Annotated in this window: 14 protein-coding genes and 1 tRNA gene; 12 read left to right on the forward strand and 3 right to left on the reverse strand. The window is 36.4% G+C overall.

The window, feature by feature from the left end:
* Positions 1 to 9: 9 nt before the first annotated feature.
* The 8 genes from nagZ to M900_RS04455 all read left to right on the forward strand — a co-directional run bounded on the left by nagZ (position 10) and on the right by M900_RS04455 (position 9440).
* The gene (gene nagZ / locus M900_RS04420; RefSeq protein ID WP_021273745.1) at positions 10 to 1083 is read left to right on the forward strand and encodes a beta-N-acetylhexosaminidase; all 1074 of its coding nucleotides are present in this window, start codon (positions 10 to 12) and stop codon (positions 1081 to 1083) included.
* A 73-nt stretch (positions 1084 to 1156) separates the two neighbouring features.
* Complete coding sequence (locus tag M900_RS16945; protein ID WP_021273633.1) at positions 1157 to 2398, forward strand: type II secretion system F family protein; 1242 nt, start codon at positions 1157 to 1159, stop codon at positions 2396 to 2398.
* Entirely contained in the window at positions 2398 to 2739 is a 342-nt protein-coding gene (locus tag M900_RS04430; RefSeq protein ID WP_021273645.1) for a DUF192 domain-containing protein, read from the forward strand. Before M900_RS16945 ends, M900_RS04430 begins: the two co-directional genes overlap by 1 nt.
* On the forward strand, positions 2727 to 4292 hold the full coding sequence (locus M900_RS04435) for an FHA domain-containing protein (protein WP_021273604.1): 1566 nt from the start codon (positions 2727 to 2729) through the stop codon (positions 4290 to 4292). The genes M900_RS04430 and M900_RS04435 overlap by 13 nt, the downstream gene beginning before the upstream one ends.
* Positions 4293 to 4298: 6 nt before the next feature.
* Entirely contained in the window at positions 4299 to 5282 is a 984-nt protein-coding gene (locus M900_RS04440) for an FHA domain-containing protein (protein WP_021273639.1), read from the forward strand.
* On the forward strand, positions 5257 to 7485 hold the full coding sequence (locus M900_RS16950) for an FHA domain-containing protein (RefSeq protein WP_084703456.1): 2229 nt from the start codon (positions 5257 to 5259) through the stop codon (positions 7483 to 7485). The genes M900_RS04440 and M900_RS16950 overlap by 26 nt, the downstream gene beginning before the upstream one ends.
* Positions 7482 to 8222, forward strand: a complete 741-nt coding sequence (locus M900_RS04450) for a PP2C family serine/threonine-protein phosphatase (protein ID WP_021273619.1) — start codon at positions 7482 to 7484, stop codon at positions 8220 to 8222. Before M900_RS16950 ends, M900_RS04450 begins: the two co-directional genes overlap by 4 nt.
* Before the next feature lie 57 nt (positions 8223 to 8279).
* Positions 8280 to 9440 (forward strand): response regulator, encoded by a 1161-nt coding sequence (locus M900_RS04455; protein ID WP_021273655.1) that lies wholly within the window; start codon positions 8280 to 8282, stop codon positions 9438 to 9440.
* Here M900_RS04455 and M900_RS04460 read toward each other — a convergent pair.
* Positions 9420 to 10103 carry a biotin--[acetyl-CoA-carboxylase] ligase gene (locus M900_RS04460; protein ID WP_021273729.1) on the reverse strand — a complete coding sequence of 228 codons (684 nt, stop codon included), beginning with the start codon at positions 10101 to 10103 and terminating at the stop codon, positions 9420 to 9422. The two genes, M900_RS04455 and M900_RS04460, sit on opposite strands and share 21 nt — an antisense overlap.
* A gap of 58 nt (positions 10104 to 10161) precedes the next feature.
* Here M900_RS04460 and rph point away from each other — a divergent pair, with 58 nt between their 5' ends.
* The 3 genes from rph (at position 10162) to M900_RS04475 (ending at position 11567) form a co-directional block, all read left to right on the forward strand.
* Positions 10162 to 10869 (forward strand): ribonuclease PH, encoded by a 708-nt coding sequence (rph, locus tag M900_RS04465; protein WP_034731412.1) that lies wholly within the window; start codon positions 10162 to 10164, stop codon positions 10867 to 10869.
* Entirely contained in the window at positions 10862 to 11467 is a 606-nt protein-coding gene (rdgB, locus tag M900_RS04470) for an RdgB/HAM1 family non-canonical purine NTP pyrophosphatase (RefSeq protein WP_021273739.1), read from the forward strand. The genes rph and rdgB overlap by 8 nt, the downstream gene beginning before the upstream one ends.
* Before the next feature lie 22 nt (positions 11468 to 11489).
* Positions 11490 to 11567 (forward strand) — tRNA-Pro (locus tag M900_RS04475).
* 407 nt (positions 11568 to 11974) lie between these two features.
* Here the strand turns inward: M900_RS04475 and M900_RS04480 are convergent.
* Positions 11975 to 12283: a hypothetical protein gene (locus M900_RS04480; protein WP_021273656.1), complete on the reverse strand. Its 309-nt coding sequence runs from the start codon at positions 12281 to 12283 to the stop codon at positions 11975 to 11977.
* A 121-nt stretch (positions 12284 to 12404) separates the two neighbouring features.
* Positions 12405 to 13547: an HD-GYP domain-containing protein gene (locus M900_RS16955; RefSeq protein ID WP_021273681.1), complete on the reverse strand. Its 1143-nt coding sequence runs from the start codon at positions 13545 to 13547 to the stop codon at positions 12405 to 12407.
* Between the two features lie 154 nt (positions 13548 to 13701).
* Between M900_RS16955 and M900_RS04490 the strand changes: the two genes are divergently transcribed.
* Positions 13702 to 14109 (forward strand): hypothetical protein, encoded by a 408-nt coding sequence (locus M900_RS04490; protein ID WP_021273752.1) that lies wholly within the window; start codon positions 13702 to 13704, stop codon positions 14107 to 14109.
* Positions 14110 to 14180 lie beyond the last annotated feature (71 nt).

Below are 14180 nucleotides of genomic sequence, written 5' to 3' on the forward strand. Positions count from 1 at the left end.
GGAGAATATATGAAAGAATTAGGTCAATTATTTATAACAGGTATCTCAGGGACAGTACTGACTGAGGATGAAAGTAAATTTATTTCAGAAGAAAATATTGGTGGAGTCATACTCTTTGCAAATAATTATGAGAGTCCGGCTCAATTGGCAGAACTTGTAAACTCGATCCAAGCATTAAGAGATCACTTTCCATTATTTATTGCTGTAGACCATGAAGGTGGTCGAGTAATCAGATTTAAAAAGCATTTTACTCATTTTCCACCAATGCTTGATATTGTTAAAAAAGATTCTCCAAAGGTATGTTTCGAAGTTCACGATATAGCAGCAAAAGAACTTGAAGCCTGTGGAATCAATCTTAATCTAGCTCCAGTTTGTGATATTTTTAATAATCCAAATAATAAAGTTATTGGAGACCGCGCGTTTGGTGATAATGCTGAAACGGTATCACTATTTGTATCTTCTGCGATTAGAGGTCTTCAGACGAATAATGTAATGGGTTGTGCTAAGCACTTTCCAGGTCACGGCTGTACAACTAAAGATAGTCACTATGATCTACCAATCGTCAAAAAATCTTTAGAAGAGCTTAGAGAAGAAGAATTTATTCCATTTGTTAAGGCAGTTAAGTCAAGAGTTGAGATGGTGATGATGGCCCATCTTCAAGTTGATTCAATTGATGAAGAACTTCCGTGTACACTTTCCAAAAATGCATATGATCTTTTAAGGTCTGAGTTGAAGTTTAAGAAAGTGATCATTACTGATGATATGGAAATGAAAGCAATTACAGATCGTTACTCTTATGGAGAAGCTGCCTTAATGGCCCTTAAGGCAGGTGCTGATATAGTTGAGTATCGTAGTATGGAAACATGTAAAGAAGCTTACTACGCTGTGAAAGAAGCATATAAGAAAAAACAAATTAGTAATGAGTGTATTGAAGAAAAAGTAGTACGTATCAACGAACTAAAGAAACAGTATTTATCAGATTATAAGCCAAAATATATTCCTGATGTGACCAAAAAAATTGGTACGGCTGAGGCCAAGGAACTCCTGAGTGAAATCGTTGGAATTACTGCTGATAAAGCATAAAATTCAGTCACTTAAATAAGGACTTTATTGCCCTAGTAGCTAAAGAATCGAAAAGATTTGGTATTCTAGGGTAATGATATCATTACGAAATAAATTTTCATTTCTAATTTTCTTTATATTTTTTATAAATATAGCAAATGTATTCGCTCAGGCCGAAAAACTTGGTTCTTATGATATTTATGACAAGAGACAACATGCTTATATTCTCGAAGATTCGTGTAAAAAAAATTATCAAGCAAGTTGTTTTGAGTTAGGACTTTTATATCTTCAATTTACTGAATCAAAATTCAAGCAAGATAAAATAAATTATCAGAAAGAAGGTAAACGCCTGATTGGTGAAGCCTGTAAAAATGGTGAGAAGGCTGCTTGTGATTATTTAAAAGGTGATGAACTTTATAAAGGTTCACAAATTATCTTTTGGTCTGGAATACTTCTTATGGGTGTTGCAGTCTTGATTGTTACGTTAATGATGTTTCAAGACAACGAACAATTTCAGGCGCAACAAAAACTAGAAGATGGTGAAGATGCCAAGGTTAGCAAAGTTAAAAGCCACGGTATAGTATTACAATACTCAAGACCCTTCTTTAAAAGATATCTCTCGCCAGTTGTAGCGAGCATGAAGAACAAAAAGAAAATCAAAGAGAAGTATAGAAGAAAACTAGCTAGTGCCGGTTTAACAGATGTCTTAACAACAGAGGACTTCTACGCATTTAAACTATTTTTGATTGTTGGTTTCCCTGTAATGTTCATTGTTATTAGATATTTCCTTGAAGCAACTTGGCCATTGAGTCTTGTGCCTGTTACTGCTGCTGTCGGATTTGTGTACCCAGATATTTGGATCAAGGGAAAGATTGAAACAAGACAAAAAGATTTAATTAGAGGTATGCCTTTCAGTGTTGATATGTTGGCACTTTCTGTCGAAGCAGGTTTGGATTTTGTTGCTGCAATGACAAAGGTTGTTGAGAAGGCGAAACCAGGTCCTTTAACAGATGAGTTTGAAATTCTAATTAAGGAAATTAAAGTAGGTGCCTCAAGAGCTGAAGCACTACGAAATATGGCGTGGAGAGTTGACCTCGTACAAATTTCATCTTTTTGTGCAACACTTATTGCTGCTGACTCAGTAGGGGCATCAATTGGTCCTATATTGAAGTCTTTATCTATTGAGATTAGACAAAAGAAATCTGCTGATATTGAAAAGGAAGGAGCAACTGCTGCGACAAAAATTCTTTTTCCAATGATGATTTTTATTCTTCCAGCTGTTTTATTGATGGTTTTTGCTCCTATCGCTGTTGATATGGTGACTGGAGGAAAATAATGAAACTTAAAAAGCAAAGTGGAGAATTAATTGCAGAAAAAATAAAGATTGCGGATAGCTTTTTTGCTCGATTAATTGGTCTTATGTTTAAAGGCCCGTTGGTTGAGTTTGATTCATTATTAATTAAAAAATGCAATTCGATTCATACATTCTTTATGAAGTATCCAATCGATGTCGTATTTATGAATAAAAACTTCAAGGTGGTAAGAGTCTATAGAAATATTAAACCTTGGAGAATGACGAGAATTGTTTTCGGTGCAACACAAGTAATTGAATTTGAGGCCGGAAAACTAAAGGGCGATCTTAAGGTCGGAGAAGAGTTAGAGTTATGTATAAATTAGTTGTAGTCGCAGGAAAACTGCGCGGAACAGAGTATGAGCTTGCAGAGGGAGAAAATACTCTTGGGCGATCGGACGAGTGCACAGTTCACTTTCCAGTAGAAGGTGTTTCTAAAAAGCATTTATCTATTTCTGTGACTGGTGATGTTGCCTACATTAAAGATCTCGGTAGTGCTAACGGTACTTTCGTAAATGGGAAAATCATTAAGCGAACTACTGTGAAAAATGGAGATAAAATCGCTCTTCCAGACACCATACTTCAGGTTGTTCAAGTTAAAGAAAAAAAGAAAATTATTAAGAAGAAAATAAAAAGTGAAGATGATGATGAACCAGACTTCTTAACTGGTGGTGATATGCCAGAGAATGTCGCAGGTAAGCTTATTTGGCTCTTTAAGTATCGCTTCATGTCTATTATCCACGGAATTAACAATGAATATGAATGGCGTATATTAATTGCCATTTTACTATTTATCTTCGTTGTCGTTAACGTAACACTAACTATCTTGCCTGTTTTAAAAACAAGTAAGGCGCTACTTCTTTATGAAGTTGCTAAAAGAGGCGAGCATTATGCGGATCAGATCAAGAGAATGAACAGGAAAGCCCTGTCTATTAAAGATCTTGATCGAGTTGATACATCGTTTTTAGAAGCAAATAACATGGGGATTGTTTCGTATGATCTCTTCGATATTAGTGGACGAATTGTTAGACCACTTAGTCGCTTGAATCAATATATTGATGACCCTTTTTCCGCACAAGTTAGACAGTGGGCTGAAGCAAATCCTCGAAACATCGATAATGGGTTTGTTGTTCGACTAGAAAATAATGAAATTGGTATTGGACAGGTCATCAAGGCTCCAAACATGAAAACAGGTGAATCTGATATTGTTGGTGTTATTGCAATTCGATTTAAACCTACATCAATTACAGAAGAGGCAACGAAAAGCCAGGTTGCATACTTTGAGGCTCTAATTACATCATTTATTGCATCGATTATTTTCTTTGCGATTTTATACTATCTAACACTACGACCACTGGAAGAGATGAAGTTTCAGATTGAAGAGTCGTTAAGAGGCAAGCGTAGAACACTTGAAAGTCAGTTTTTGTGGGGAGAGCTATCTCCATTAAGATCATCTGTGAATACAATTTTGCAGCGATTACGTGAGCTACAAAAGGATTCTATGGATGATGATTTTACAGAATTAGAAAGTGATGAAACTTATGTTGCTTCTCTTTATGAATTTATGCAAGGGGCAACAGGTCCTGTGTTAATTCTTAATTCAGAGAAGAATCTCTCTCATATTAACGGGCAAGCAGAGGACATTACAGGGATTAGGGAATCTTCATCTCTGGGAATGAGTTTGCTCGATGTCGCAAGAGAAAAAGGTTTTGCTGCCACGGTGATGGAGCTATGTGATGCATCTGGTGAGAATGGTGGAACTTCACAACATGGAGAATATGAACTTGCTGGACATCCATATAGTATCTATACGGTAAGTCTAATTGGAAAAGATAATTTTCCAAAAGCATTTTACGTAACGTTTGTACAAGAGGGTTAACCTTAAATGAGTAAAGCGCCTGTTAAAATTACTAAAGACTTAACACTTCCAGAGACAGCTGGGGTGTATCATCGTGTCGTTTGTATGACAGGAAAGAATAAAGGTCTTTGTTATTACCTTAATGGTAACCGAATGGTTATGGGGCGATCTAATAAGGCCGATATTCAAATTCTAGACACTCAAGCATCAAGAGAGCACGTCGAATTATCACGTGTTGGAAAGGATATCGTCCTTACTGATCTTGGCTCACAAAATGGCGTCGTAGTTAACGATCTCGATGTGAAACAGCACAAGTTAAAAAATGGCGACAAGATAATAATAGGCTCGACAGTTTATAAGTATTCTATTCTCGATATTATGCCACTCGCTCTAGTTGAAGATGAAGACGATGATGAAGAAGAGGAAGAAGAAGTTGAAGAAGTAAAGTCTAAGGTAAAGAAGTCAAAAGCGAAGCCTAAGAAAAAGAATAATTTAATGTTGATTATTCTTATTCTTGCTGCTGCTTTTTTATTCCTTCCTTCAGATGAATCTGGTGATGCAACAAAGAATGCAAAGAATAATTCAAATACCACACCTTTTATAGAGGGAACAAAGAAGACTACGAGTAAGAAGTCTGATGTGGAGAAAGAAGTTGAAACAAAGGTAGAAGCTTATATTCATCGTGGTAGGAGAGAGGCGAGAGAAGGGAATTACTTCAGAGCGATGGAGGAATTTGGTGTTGCTCTAATGCTAGACCCAAATAGTGGGGATGCTGCTTTTCATATGAATAGAGCTAAGCAGAGGTTAGATGAGAAAATCGAAGTTATGTTCTTACAGGCAACAAAATATAAAGACTCTTTGAAATTTCATCAGGCTTTAATGACATATTGTAGTGTCGTAAAGTTACTAAAAGATTATCCAGATGATGAAAGATTTAAAGAAGCCGATAAAAATGTAAAAGATATGGCAACTAAACTTGGAAAGGATGAACGTGATAATCACTGTTTCTAAAAATGGAAATATTCTACATAAAATTGAATTAGCTTCATTTGTAGTTAAAGGGCAGGCGTCTACCTTCTATATAGGTAGGTCAAATGAATGTCACGTAATTTTAGATGATCAAAAGATATCACGACAGCAATGCCAACTGAGTTTTGATGGCAAAATATGGAAGATTCGTAATTTGTCAGATTATGTTGATGTCACTGTTAATAATGCTCAAATATATTCAGAAAATATTTTAAATAATGGTGATCTACTTAAGGTCGATGAATTCAGTCTCACTTTTGAGTTTGAATCAGCTCATAATATTCAAGAGACACCAGAAGTTATTGATGAAGTTGATGACAGTACTGAAAATACCGCTGTCATTGAAGATCGTACCGAAACGATACAAGAGGATTTTAGTGCTGAGGATGATGGAACTTTAACTGTTGCAGAAGAGCCAGTTGATTACACCGAAGCCTTAGACGATACAGTAGAAGAGGAAGCACCTCAAACGCTAGATGATTTTGACCAGTCATTTGATGAAAGTGAATTAACTGAGAATAACTTTGAAACCCCTAGTGACGAGACCATGGGGGAGGATGAGATGTTAGATGATTATGCGGATTCATATGATGATGAGTACGCAGTCGATTCCTATGACGATGATGAGGGAACAAAGGTCTTAAGTGGATTTGCCAAGTTTTCATTAGAACTCTTTGGTGAGTTTGCCCCATACGACACTTTTAATATTGAAGATTCTGAAGTTTTTATTGGTCGTGACCCAAAGAAGTGTAAGATCGTTCTTGCTGATCCAGAAGTTTCATCAGTTCACGCAGTACTTCGTAAAAATAATATTACCTGTACATTAGAAGATTTACAGTCTGGAAACGGGACAATACTTAACGGAAAAAGGATTAACAAAAAAGATATCACAAATGGTGATGAGTTTATTATCGGTGGGACAACATTTACTGTCCGTATTGGAAGCGAGTTCATCGATAGTCAAAAAGGCATGTTGATGCCTGTTGAAGAAAACCAAGTCGTCGAAGTTGAAGAAATTGTCGAAGTCATGGATGGTGACGATGCCGATTTTGACGGGGGAGAGGGTATTGACTCTAGTTCACTTGGCGGAAATAGTTCGTTATTCTCGAAAGAGGCACTTAAAGATCCTCAAAAGAGAAAGAAGCTCTTGATATATGCTGTCGTCTTAGTTGCCTTGTGGATTTTCTTGGATGATGGTGAGCAACCAGCTACTGAGACAGCAAAAAAAGCAAATGCCAAAAAGAATGAGAAAGTAGTCGAAGCTCAGAAACCTACTGAATCAAAGTTGACACCTGAGCAGGCCGCACAGGCAGAATCTCTTTATCAACTAGGGCAAGCCTTTCTTGTCGAGGGGAAGTATCCCGAAGCAATAGCTGAGTTTGAAAAGCTATTTTTGATCAAAAAAGATTATAAAGAAGCAATTCAGTTAAATCAGCTTGCCAAGGAAAAACTAGCTCAGCTTGAAAAAGCAGAGCTAGAGAGACGAGCAGAAGAAGAACGCGCAATTAGAAAGAAGAAGGTACAAGAGCTACTTGAGAAAGCAGAAGTTGCAGTTAAAGAACGAAATGTATCATCTGCAGAAAATCTGTTTGTGAAAATTCGTGAAATTGATCCAGATAATTACGATGTAACAAACTTAGAAATCGATTTAAATGCATGGAAAAAAGAAAAGGCGGAAAAAGAATTAGCTGAGGCCCAAAAAATTGCTGAGAGAAAGCGAATGGTTGATTCTTTAGCACCTGGTAAGGCTTTATATCTCAAAGAAGAGTGGTATCGTGCAATCGGCGAACTCGAAAAGTTCTTAACGATTAAGAGTATGGATGAGGATCTTATTAAAGAAGGGACTGACATGCTTAAAGAATCTAAGGCAAAGCTTGGAGAGGTCGTAGAGCCTCTGCTTGGGAAAGCACGTTCTTTGAAAGAAGGAGAAGATCTAAAAGGTGCCTATAACGTATACAATGAAATTTTAAAATATGATCCGACTTCTGTTGAAGCATTAAATGAGATGGATGATATTAAGTTCACTCTGACTTCGAGGGCGCAAAAAATATATCGTGAAGCTATTATTGCTGAATCTCTTGGTTTATTTGAAAAGGCAAAAGAGAAGTTTCAGGAGATTCAACAAATCACTCCTGAAGATAATGAGTACTATATTAAGTCTACTGATAGATTGAGGAATTTATGATTGAGATTGAAAGCTATTATGCAAAAACTTTTCAGGGACCTTACCTCAATATCAATGAAGATGATATTATTGTAGATCTCGAAAGTAGACTCTTTGGAGTTTTTGATGGGTTTGGTGGCGGAACTGTTGGTGATACAGCTGTCGCAATGGCCAGGGAGAAAGTCGGAGCATTCTTTACCAAGGTAAGTGTCGATCCTGATTCAACGATGCCATATTTCTTTAGTCCGAATTATTTATTAGAAACAAATTGTTTAATTAATGCCCTTGAGATTGCACATGCAACGCTTATTAATACAAATAAAGATAGACCAATGAATGAAAGAGCTGGTGTAAGTTGTCTTGTTGGTATTGTGAGTGAAAATATCCTGAGTCTAGCATCAACTGGAAATTGTGCAGGCTTTTTATATCGTGGAAATAAAGTTTCAGTAATCTCACCACCAGATACAATCACGCCAATTGGATCAATTGAAAATAATATGACAAATAGGACATTCCCTCTTTCTGGACTTGGTTTATTCGAAAGATTAATGCCAAAAGTTTGGGAAATTAGTGTGCGAAAAGGTGATAAGATCTGTCTTCTGACAGATGGTGTTTATTCACGACTTGCTACTGATGATATTAAAACAATTATTGAATCAACAATTACAGATGAACTAAACATAGTGAAGAGATTATTTAGTGTTTCTAACGATAGAGGTAACCTAGATAATCAGTCGGCTATTGTCATAACTCTTTAATTCTTTGTTGATTAGACGTCTATTTTAGGCAACAATAATAACTGGAGTTATTAATTTATGACAAAAAAAATAATCGTTGCTGATGACAGCCAAACAATTCAAAAAGTAATTAAAATCACCTTCGGGAGTAAGGGATATGAGCTCATTTCAGTTCTAAGTGAGAGTGAGCTTTATAATAAAATCTCATCTGATGCTGACTTGCTACTTCTTGATTTTAGTCTGTCTGAAACAAAATCTGGATATGAGCTAGCAAAGGCTGTTCGTGAAAAGAATAAAACGATTCCAATAATGGCCCTCCTAGGGACATTTGATACTATCGATGAGTCGCAATTTGTTGATTCCGGTTTCGCTGACAAAGTTGTAAAGCCATTTGAAACAGATAAATTTATACGTAAATGTGAAGCTCTTCTAAGTGCTGAGGTTGAGACTGCTACTGAAGTACTGGAAGAAGAGTCTGATGATGAGACTGATTTTTCTGATTGGGATATCAATTCACCTCAGGTTAAAGAAAGTGAAGCTGAAATTGAGGAGCTTGAAGAGTTCTCTGCTGATGCTTCTGATGAGATTGATTCAAATGACCTTGATAATGAACTTGGAGGTTGGGGATTTAGTAAAGATGACCTAGCAGCAAGGGATTTAACAAATGATTATCCTGTATATCCTCCAGTAATCGAAGAGTCTAAAAATATTGCTTCAAAATTCTTGTCAGCAAATACACTTGTTGAAGAAGTTGAAGATGAAGACTACACAGACTCAGAGGATGAAGTTACAAAAGAAATTTCTCTTGATGAGCTAGAGTCTCTTGATGCTGGTGATAGCCATGATGAGTTAGAAGCCCTTAGTGAAGAAGATATAGAATCATCTGATTTTTGGTCAGTTGATGAGGTTCTTTCTGAGCCAGAAGAGGTTTCTCTTATAGCAGAAGAAGAAATTGATTATGAAGAAGAGGAAACTGAAGCAGAACCTCTTGTTAATAACGATTTTCACTACAATGTAATGGAGGGCAATAGTTCTCCAATGGTTGGGCTTTCTACTGAAGAGCTTAAAGAGGCATTGAAAGAAGACCTTTCTCCAATTGTTCATAAGTATGTTGATCAATACTGTAGAGAAAATATTGAAAAAATCATGTGGGATATTATTCCTGATCTAGCAGAAAATATTATTAAAAAAGAGCTTAAAAATATTAGTAAAGAGGTTTTAAGCTCTATTGATAATTAGAGAGCCTGAGTAAATCTTAAGCTCTTTGTTATTGTTTTCAATAATGGCCTCTCCTGCGGGGCCAATTCCTTTAAAGATTCCATCAACTCTATCGTCACCATCAAGAATTGTAACTTTTTTTCCAAGGTGAACACAATTAGCATTCCAATCTGTAATTATCTGAGATGGTTCCATACGATTTTGCAATATGAATTCGTATATTGCTTTAGGTAGTGTTTCAAATTCAGTATCATTTAAAACAGCAGATGAGATTTCACCTTTACCTGTTTTATATTCTTCATGCTCTTCACCAACGCTCTGGCCCCAATTAAGACCAACTCCCACGATTGCAACTCCATCAATAAGTTGAATTAAGATTCCTCCACACTTATTGAGGTCTACAGATAGTAAGTCATTTGGCCATTTAAGTTTAACTTTTTCGCTGTCAATAAACTTGATCAGGAGTATGGCAATTTCTAGTGATGTGAGGGTTAGAACTTTTGATGGCGCAACCTTAAATGAAAAAGCTAGTGAGTTAGAAAATGAATCCCATTTGTTGGAAGAGCGCCCACGCCCTTTTGACTGATGTTTAGCACTAACTAGAAAATGTTCGGGTGAACCCTCGAGGTTTTCAATTAGATAGTCTTGAGTTGAGCTAATTGTGTCAAAATGTAGGTGTTTCATGGTGACTCTGTTTATGTTAGAATTTCTTGTCTTTAATAATTATCAGCCTGAGGAATTTATGTCACTAATTAAACGATCTGTACCTAGAGAAATCAAATTTCAAAAAAATATCAATCCTTATGCACTAGGGAGTGTTATTGCTGAGTTCGGTAATACGAAAGTTCATATTACTGCTACAATGGAAGATGGTGTCCCTCCATGGCTTAGAGGTCAAAATAGAGGCTGGGTAACGGCTGAATACTCAATGCTTCCAGGATCAACACATACAAGAAGTAGAAGAGAAGTTGGAAAACTTGGTGGCAGAACTCAAGAGATTCAACGCTTAATCGCAAGAAGTTTAAGAGCAGTTATTGATTTAGAAAAATTAGGGGAAAGAATAATTACTCTTGATTGCGATGTTCTGGTAGCTGATGGTGGAACAAGGACAACATCAATTTCTGGAGCATACGTTGCACTAGAGTTAGCAATAAAGAAACTAATGAATGATGGTGTGATTACTGAAAATCCAATTAAAGACAGTCTTGGGGCGCTTAGCATTGGGATTAATAAAAATGGTGAAGTTATCGCAGATTTAAATTACGAGGAAGATTCAAGCTGTGAAACAGATATGAATATCGTAATGACAGGAACTGGAAAGTTCGTTGAAATTCAAGGTACAGCAGAGGGAGAACCATTTTCAAGCGAAGAGCTAATGGCCCTAATTGATTGTGCAAAGACTTCCCTGGTACATGTATTTGAAGCACAGAAAAAGGTTTTAAGTGAATAAGTTTGTACTTGCGACAGGTAATGCTCATAAAGCAGAAGAATTCGCAAAAATTTTTAATCCTGAAGTTTTGGAAATTTCGGCAGCCCCTGAAAAGCTCGAGGTTGTCGAAGACGGTGTGACTTTTCATGAGAATGCTTTAAAAAAAGCCAAGGCTTATTATGACAAATTTAAAACGCCAATTCTTTCTGATGACTCTGGAATTTGTGTGGCGGCCTTGCCAAATGAGTTAGGAATTCACTCAGCTCGTTTTGGTGGAGATGGCCTAACTGATAAAGACAGGGCAATGCTTCTTCTTGAGAAGATGCAAGACGAGAAAAATAGGGAAGCCTATTTTGTTTGTGTTCTCTGTTTTTATATCGATGAAAATAACATTTATTTCTTCGAAGGAAGAATGGAAGGCCAGATTAGTGACACCTATACTGGGGAGCATGGCTTTGGATATGATCCAGTTTTCAAACCCTTAGCCCATGAAAGTGATAAGACAATCGCCGAGTTAGCTGAGTGGAAAGATGATAATTCCCACAGGGCAAAAGCTTGTAAGCAGGCTGAAATATTTTTTAGAGAAAGAAATTGCCAAAACGGAAAAGATAAATTATAAACTAATCTCACAATCTTAATGTCGGAGCGTAGCGCAGTTTGGTAGCGCACTTGCTTTGGGAGCAAGGGGTCGGAGGTTCAAATCCTCTCGGCTCCGACCATTCTTTCCCAGTTCATTTTTAATATTACACGAACACAAATGGTCTTAAAAATATAGCGCTAACGCTTATATTTTTAGTTTTCGTTCTTACGCATCTTTGCGCCAAAGCCCGTTGGCCTTTGATCGCAAGATGTGCTCCGACCATTCTTTCCCAGTTCTAGTTTTTAATTTCACGAACATAAATGGTCTTAAAAATATAGCGCTAACGCTTATATTTTTAGTTTTCGTTCTTACGCATCTTTGCGCCAAAGCCCGTTAGCCTTTGATCGCAAGATGTGGCTCCGACCATTCTTTCCCAGTTCAGTTTTTTATTTCACGAATATAAATGATCTTAAAGTTTCAGTGTTGATGCTAGAAATTTTAATTTGGTTTTATAAATCAAAAAGCACTCTTTCGAGTGCTTAGTTTTTATTCTTGAGAAGATTCTTTTTTCTTCTCTTTCATTTTCTTCTTCATTGCTTTTTTATGTTCTTGTCTTTTTTCTTTCATGCCTTTCATTTTCTCTTTCATTTTTGCACGACAAGACTTGAGTTCTTCACGATTTTTAGCAGCAGAAATACAGGCCTTACCTTCAGTTAGACTTGAAATTCTTTCATCCATTCCTGCAAGGATTTTCGTTTTTGCTGCTTCAAACTTTTCACCTTTCTTTGCGTCTTTGTTGTCCGAAGCGAATGTACTGAGAGAAAAAATTGTAGCTAGAATTAAAAAATATTTCATTAAATTCTCCTTGTTATCGAGGGACTCGATATTGTTATTTATTGTACGAAGACAAAACGTAAAAGTTTCTAAACATAGGCATATCGACTAAGAAAAATAACAACTAAAGAAAATTAGATAGTTAGGCAGCCTTTTTCTTTGGCTTCCCTTCAGGTTTTGTGAAGTCGCTACTAATCTTCTTAGGCTGAACCTTTTGAATCGGTAGAACTTTGTGGGCCCTTTCAGTGTCAAAATCTTCAGGAAGTTCAATACCGGCCTTACCATTAAGAACTGCTTTTGAGATTTTTTCAGTGAAGAATTTAAAAATTTCTGGATCTATTTTTTTACCAACTGTTTTTTCCATGACAGCGAGTGCATCTTCAATTGGTAGAACATCAGAGTAAGATCTCTTCGTCGTGATAGCATCGAAAAAGTCTGCAATTGAGCAAACTCGTGAGAAAAGATGATGGTCCTTCCCAGGCAATTTATTTGGATAACCAGTTCCATCCCAGTTTTCATGATGCTCTAGAATAACTCTCTTGATTGCTTCCTTGTTTATTCCAGGTAGGTCAGGGGAAGATTGTTCAAAAAGCTCAGCTCCCAATTCTGGGTGAGTTTTGATGACATTAAAATCTTCATCAGAAAGTTTTCCTGTATTATTTAAAATATCTGTCGGGATTTTAGTTTTTCCTAAATCGTGTAAAAGGCCACCTAGACCAGCGCTAACGAGGTCTTCTTCTTTTGCGTTTGGTTTTAGAGATTTGAAAATTAAAACCGTGTACATACTTACATTGATAGAATGGTCGTAGGTATAAAAATCATGAAATGAAAGATCAGCAATAAGATTCTTAAGATTGTTGATATCATAATCTCTAATTACGCCAACCATTGACTTCATTGATTCATGACAACCTTCAATTGCCTCGCCAAGGATTTGCGTATTAAATTCCTTGGAAGGACTGAATATATCATCAAGATATTTAATAGCTGAATCTTTTATGACAGCTACTTTTTCTATATCTGCTGCATTTTTATGATGTACTAAACTTTGTAAATATTTTGGGCGATCACTTTCTTTGACGTAGACACGAAGGTATTTTTTGAAACCTTCAACAAGCTCTTCACGGAGTACTTCTCCTTCACCAACAATTTTTACAAATTTTTCAACGGATTCACGTGATGATGAATTCACATAAATTGGATATGGAATCGGCCCATCAATAAAGATAAGGTTGAAAGGGATTGTAAAATAACTCGAAGATTCTTGGTTTGTGTGATCGTTCATAAGTAAATTATCGACATCTGCTGGTATAAGCTTTAGTTATGAATTGTTAAGATGGATCGTGTTTACAGGAGGTTAGAGCATATAAGATGTAAATAATTCTTAAGTAAAAAATGGCGTTGCCGTTGTCAAAAATTTTGAGGTATACCTCTCCATCATGAAAAATATAATACTACTCATCTCACTTTTGTCGGTTCACGCGATGGCGTCTACTGCTTGTTCAAATGCGAAGATTAACCAAGCCGACGAAATCATCATGGAAAAGTCTTGTGAGTCAATCTGTATCATCAAGGCCCTTGGTTCTGATGCGCGCGAGTATTTAAGAGTAAAATCGGTTAGTGGTATGAATATAGTACAATTGACAAAGTACTTAGATACTCCAAACTCGCTTCAAGAAGCGGCTTGGGAGGCATCTGATATTGTTAAAATCTATAGTAGCAGTAAAGAACAGCAAAATAAGGCTACCATTGCTAAGTATTTTAAAGTTAAGCAAGTCCTTGAAATTATTCAAAAAAAATACGGTAAGGATGAGGATTCGGTTTCTCGTGTCTACAACTGTAAATAACCCTCCAGATGTAAGTTTTTTTTATTCTCTAAGTAATCGAAACTACGTTGTCGCCGTAGGGGCAAAAAACT

The sequence above is a fragment of the Bacteriovorax sp. Seq25_V genome, assembly GCF_000447795.1.
In the GTDB taxonomy this organism is placed as follows: domain Bacteria; phylum Bdellovibrionota; class Bacteriovoracia; order Bacteriovoracales; family Bacteriovoracaceae; genus Halobacteriovorax_A.

Excerpts from the sequence above, each read along its gene's own strand:
- nagZ (WP_021273745.1), top strand. The coding sequence starts at position 10 with ATGAAAGAATTAGGTCAATTATTTATAACAGGTATCTCAGGGACAGTA.
- M900_RS16945 (WP_021273633.1), top strand. The coding sequence starts at position 1,157 with ATGATATCATTACGAAATAAATTTTCATTTCTAATTTTCTTTATATTT.
- M900_RS04430 (WP_021273645.1), top strand. The coding sequence starts at position 2,398 with ATGAAACTTAAAAAGCAAAGTGGAGAATTAATTGCAGAAAAAATAAAG.
- M900_RS04435 (WP_021273604.1), top strand. The coding sequence starts at position 2,727 with ATGTATAAATTAGTTGTAGTCGCAGGAAAACTGCGCGGAACAGAGTAT.
- M900_RS04440 (WP_021273639.1), top strand. The coding sequence starts at position 4,299 with ATGAGTAAAGCGCCTGTTAAAATTACTAAAGACTTAACACTTCCAGAG.
- M900_RS16950 (WP_084703456.1), top strand. The coding sequence starts at position 5,257 with ATGAACGTGATAATCACTGTTTCTAAAAATGGAAATATTCTACATAAA.
- M900_RS04450 (WP_021273619.1), top strand. The coding sequence starts at position 7,482 with ATGATTGAGATTGAAAGCTATTATGCAAAAACTTTTCAGGGACCTTAC.
- M900_RS04455 (WP_021273655.1), top strand. The coding sequence starts at position 8,280 with ATGACAAAAAAAATAATCGTTGCTGATGACAGCCAAACAATTCAAAAA.
- M900_RS04460 (WP_021273729.1), bottom strand. The coding sequence starts at position 10,103 with ATGAAACACCTACATTTTGACACAATTAGCTCAACTCAAGACTATCTA.
- rph (WP_034731412.1), top strand. The coding sequence starts at position 10,162 with ATGTCACTAATTAAACGATCTGTACCTAGAGAAATCAAATTTCAAAAA.
- M900_RS04480 (WP_021273656.1), bottom strand. The coding sequence starts at position 12,283 with ATGAAATATTTTTTAATTCTAGCTACAATTTTTTCTCTCAGTACATTC.
- M900_RS16955 (WP_021273681.1), bottom strand. The coding sequence starts at position 13,547 with ATGAACGATCACACAAACCAAGAATCTTCGAGTTATTTTACAATCCCT.
- M900_RS04490 (WP_021273752.1), top strand. The coding sequence starts at position 13,702 with ATGAAAAATATAATACTACTCATCTCACTTTTGTCGGTTCACGCGATG.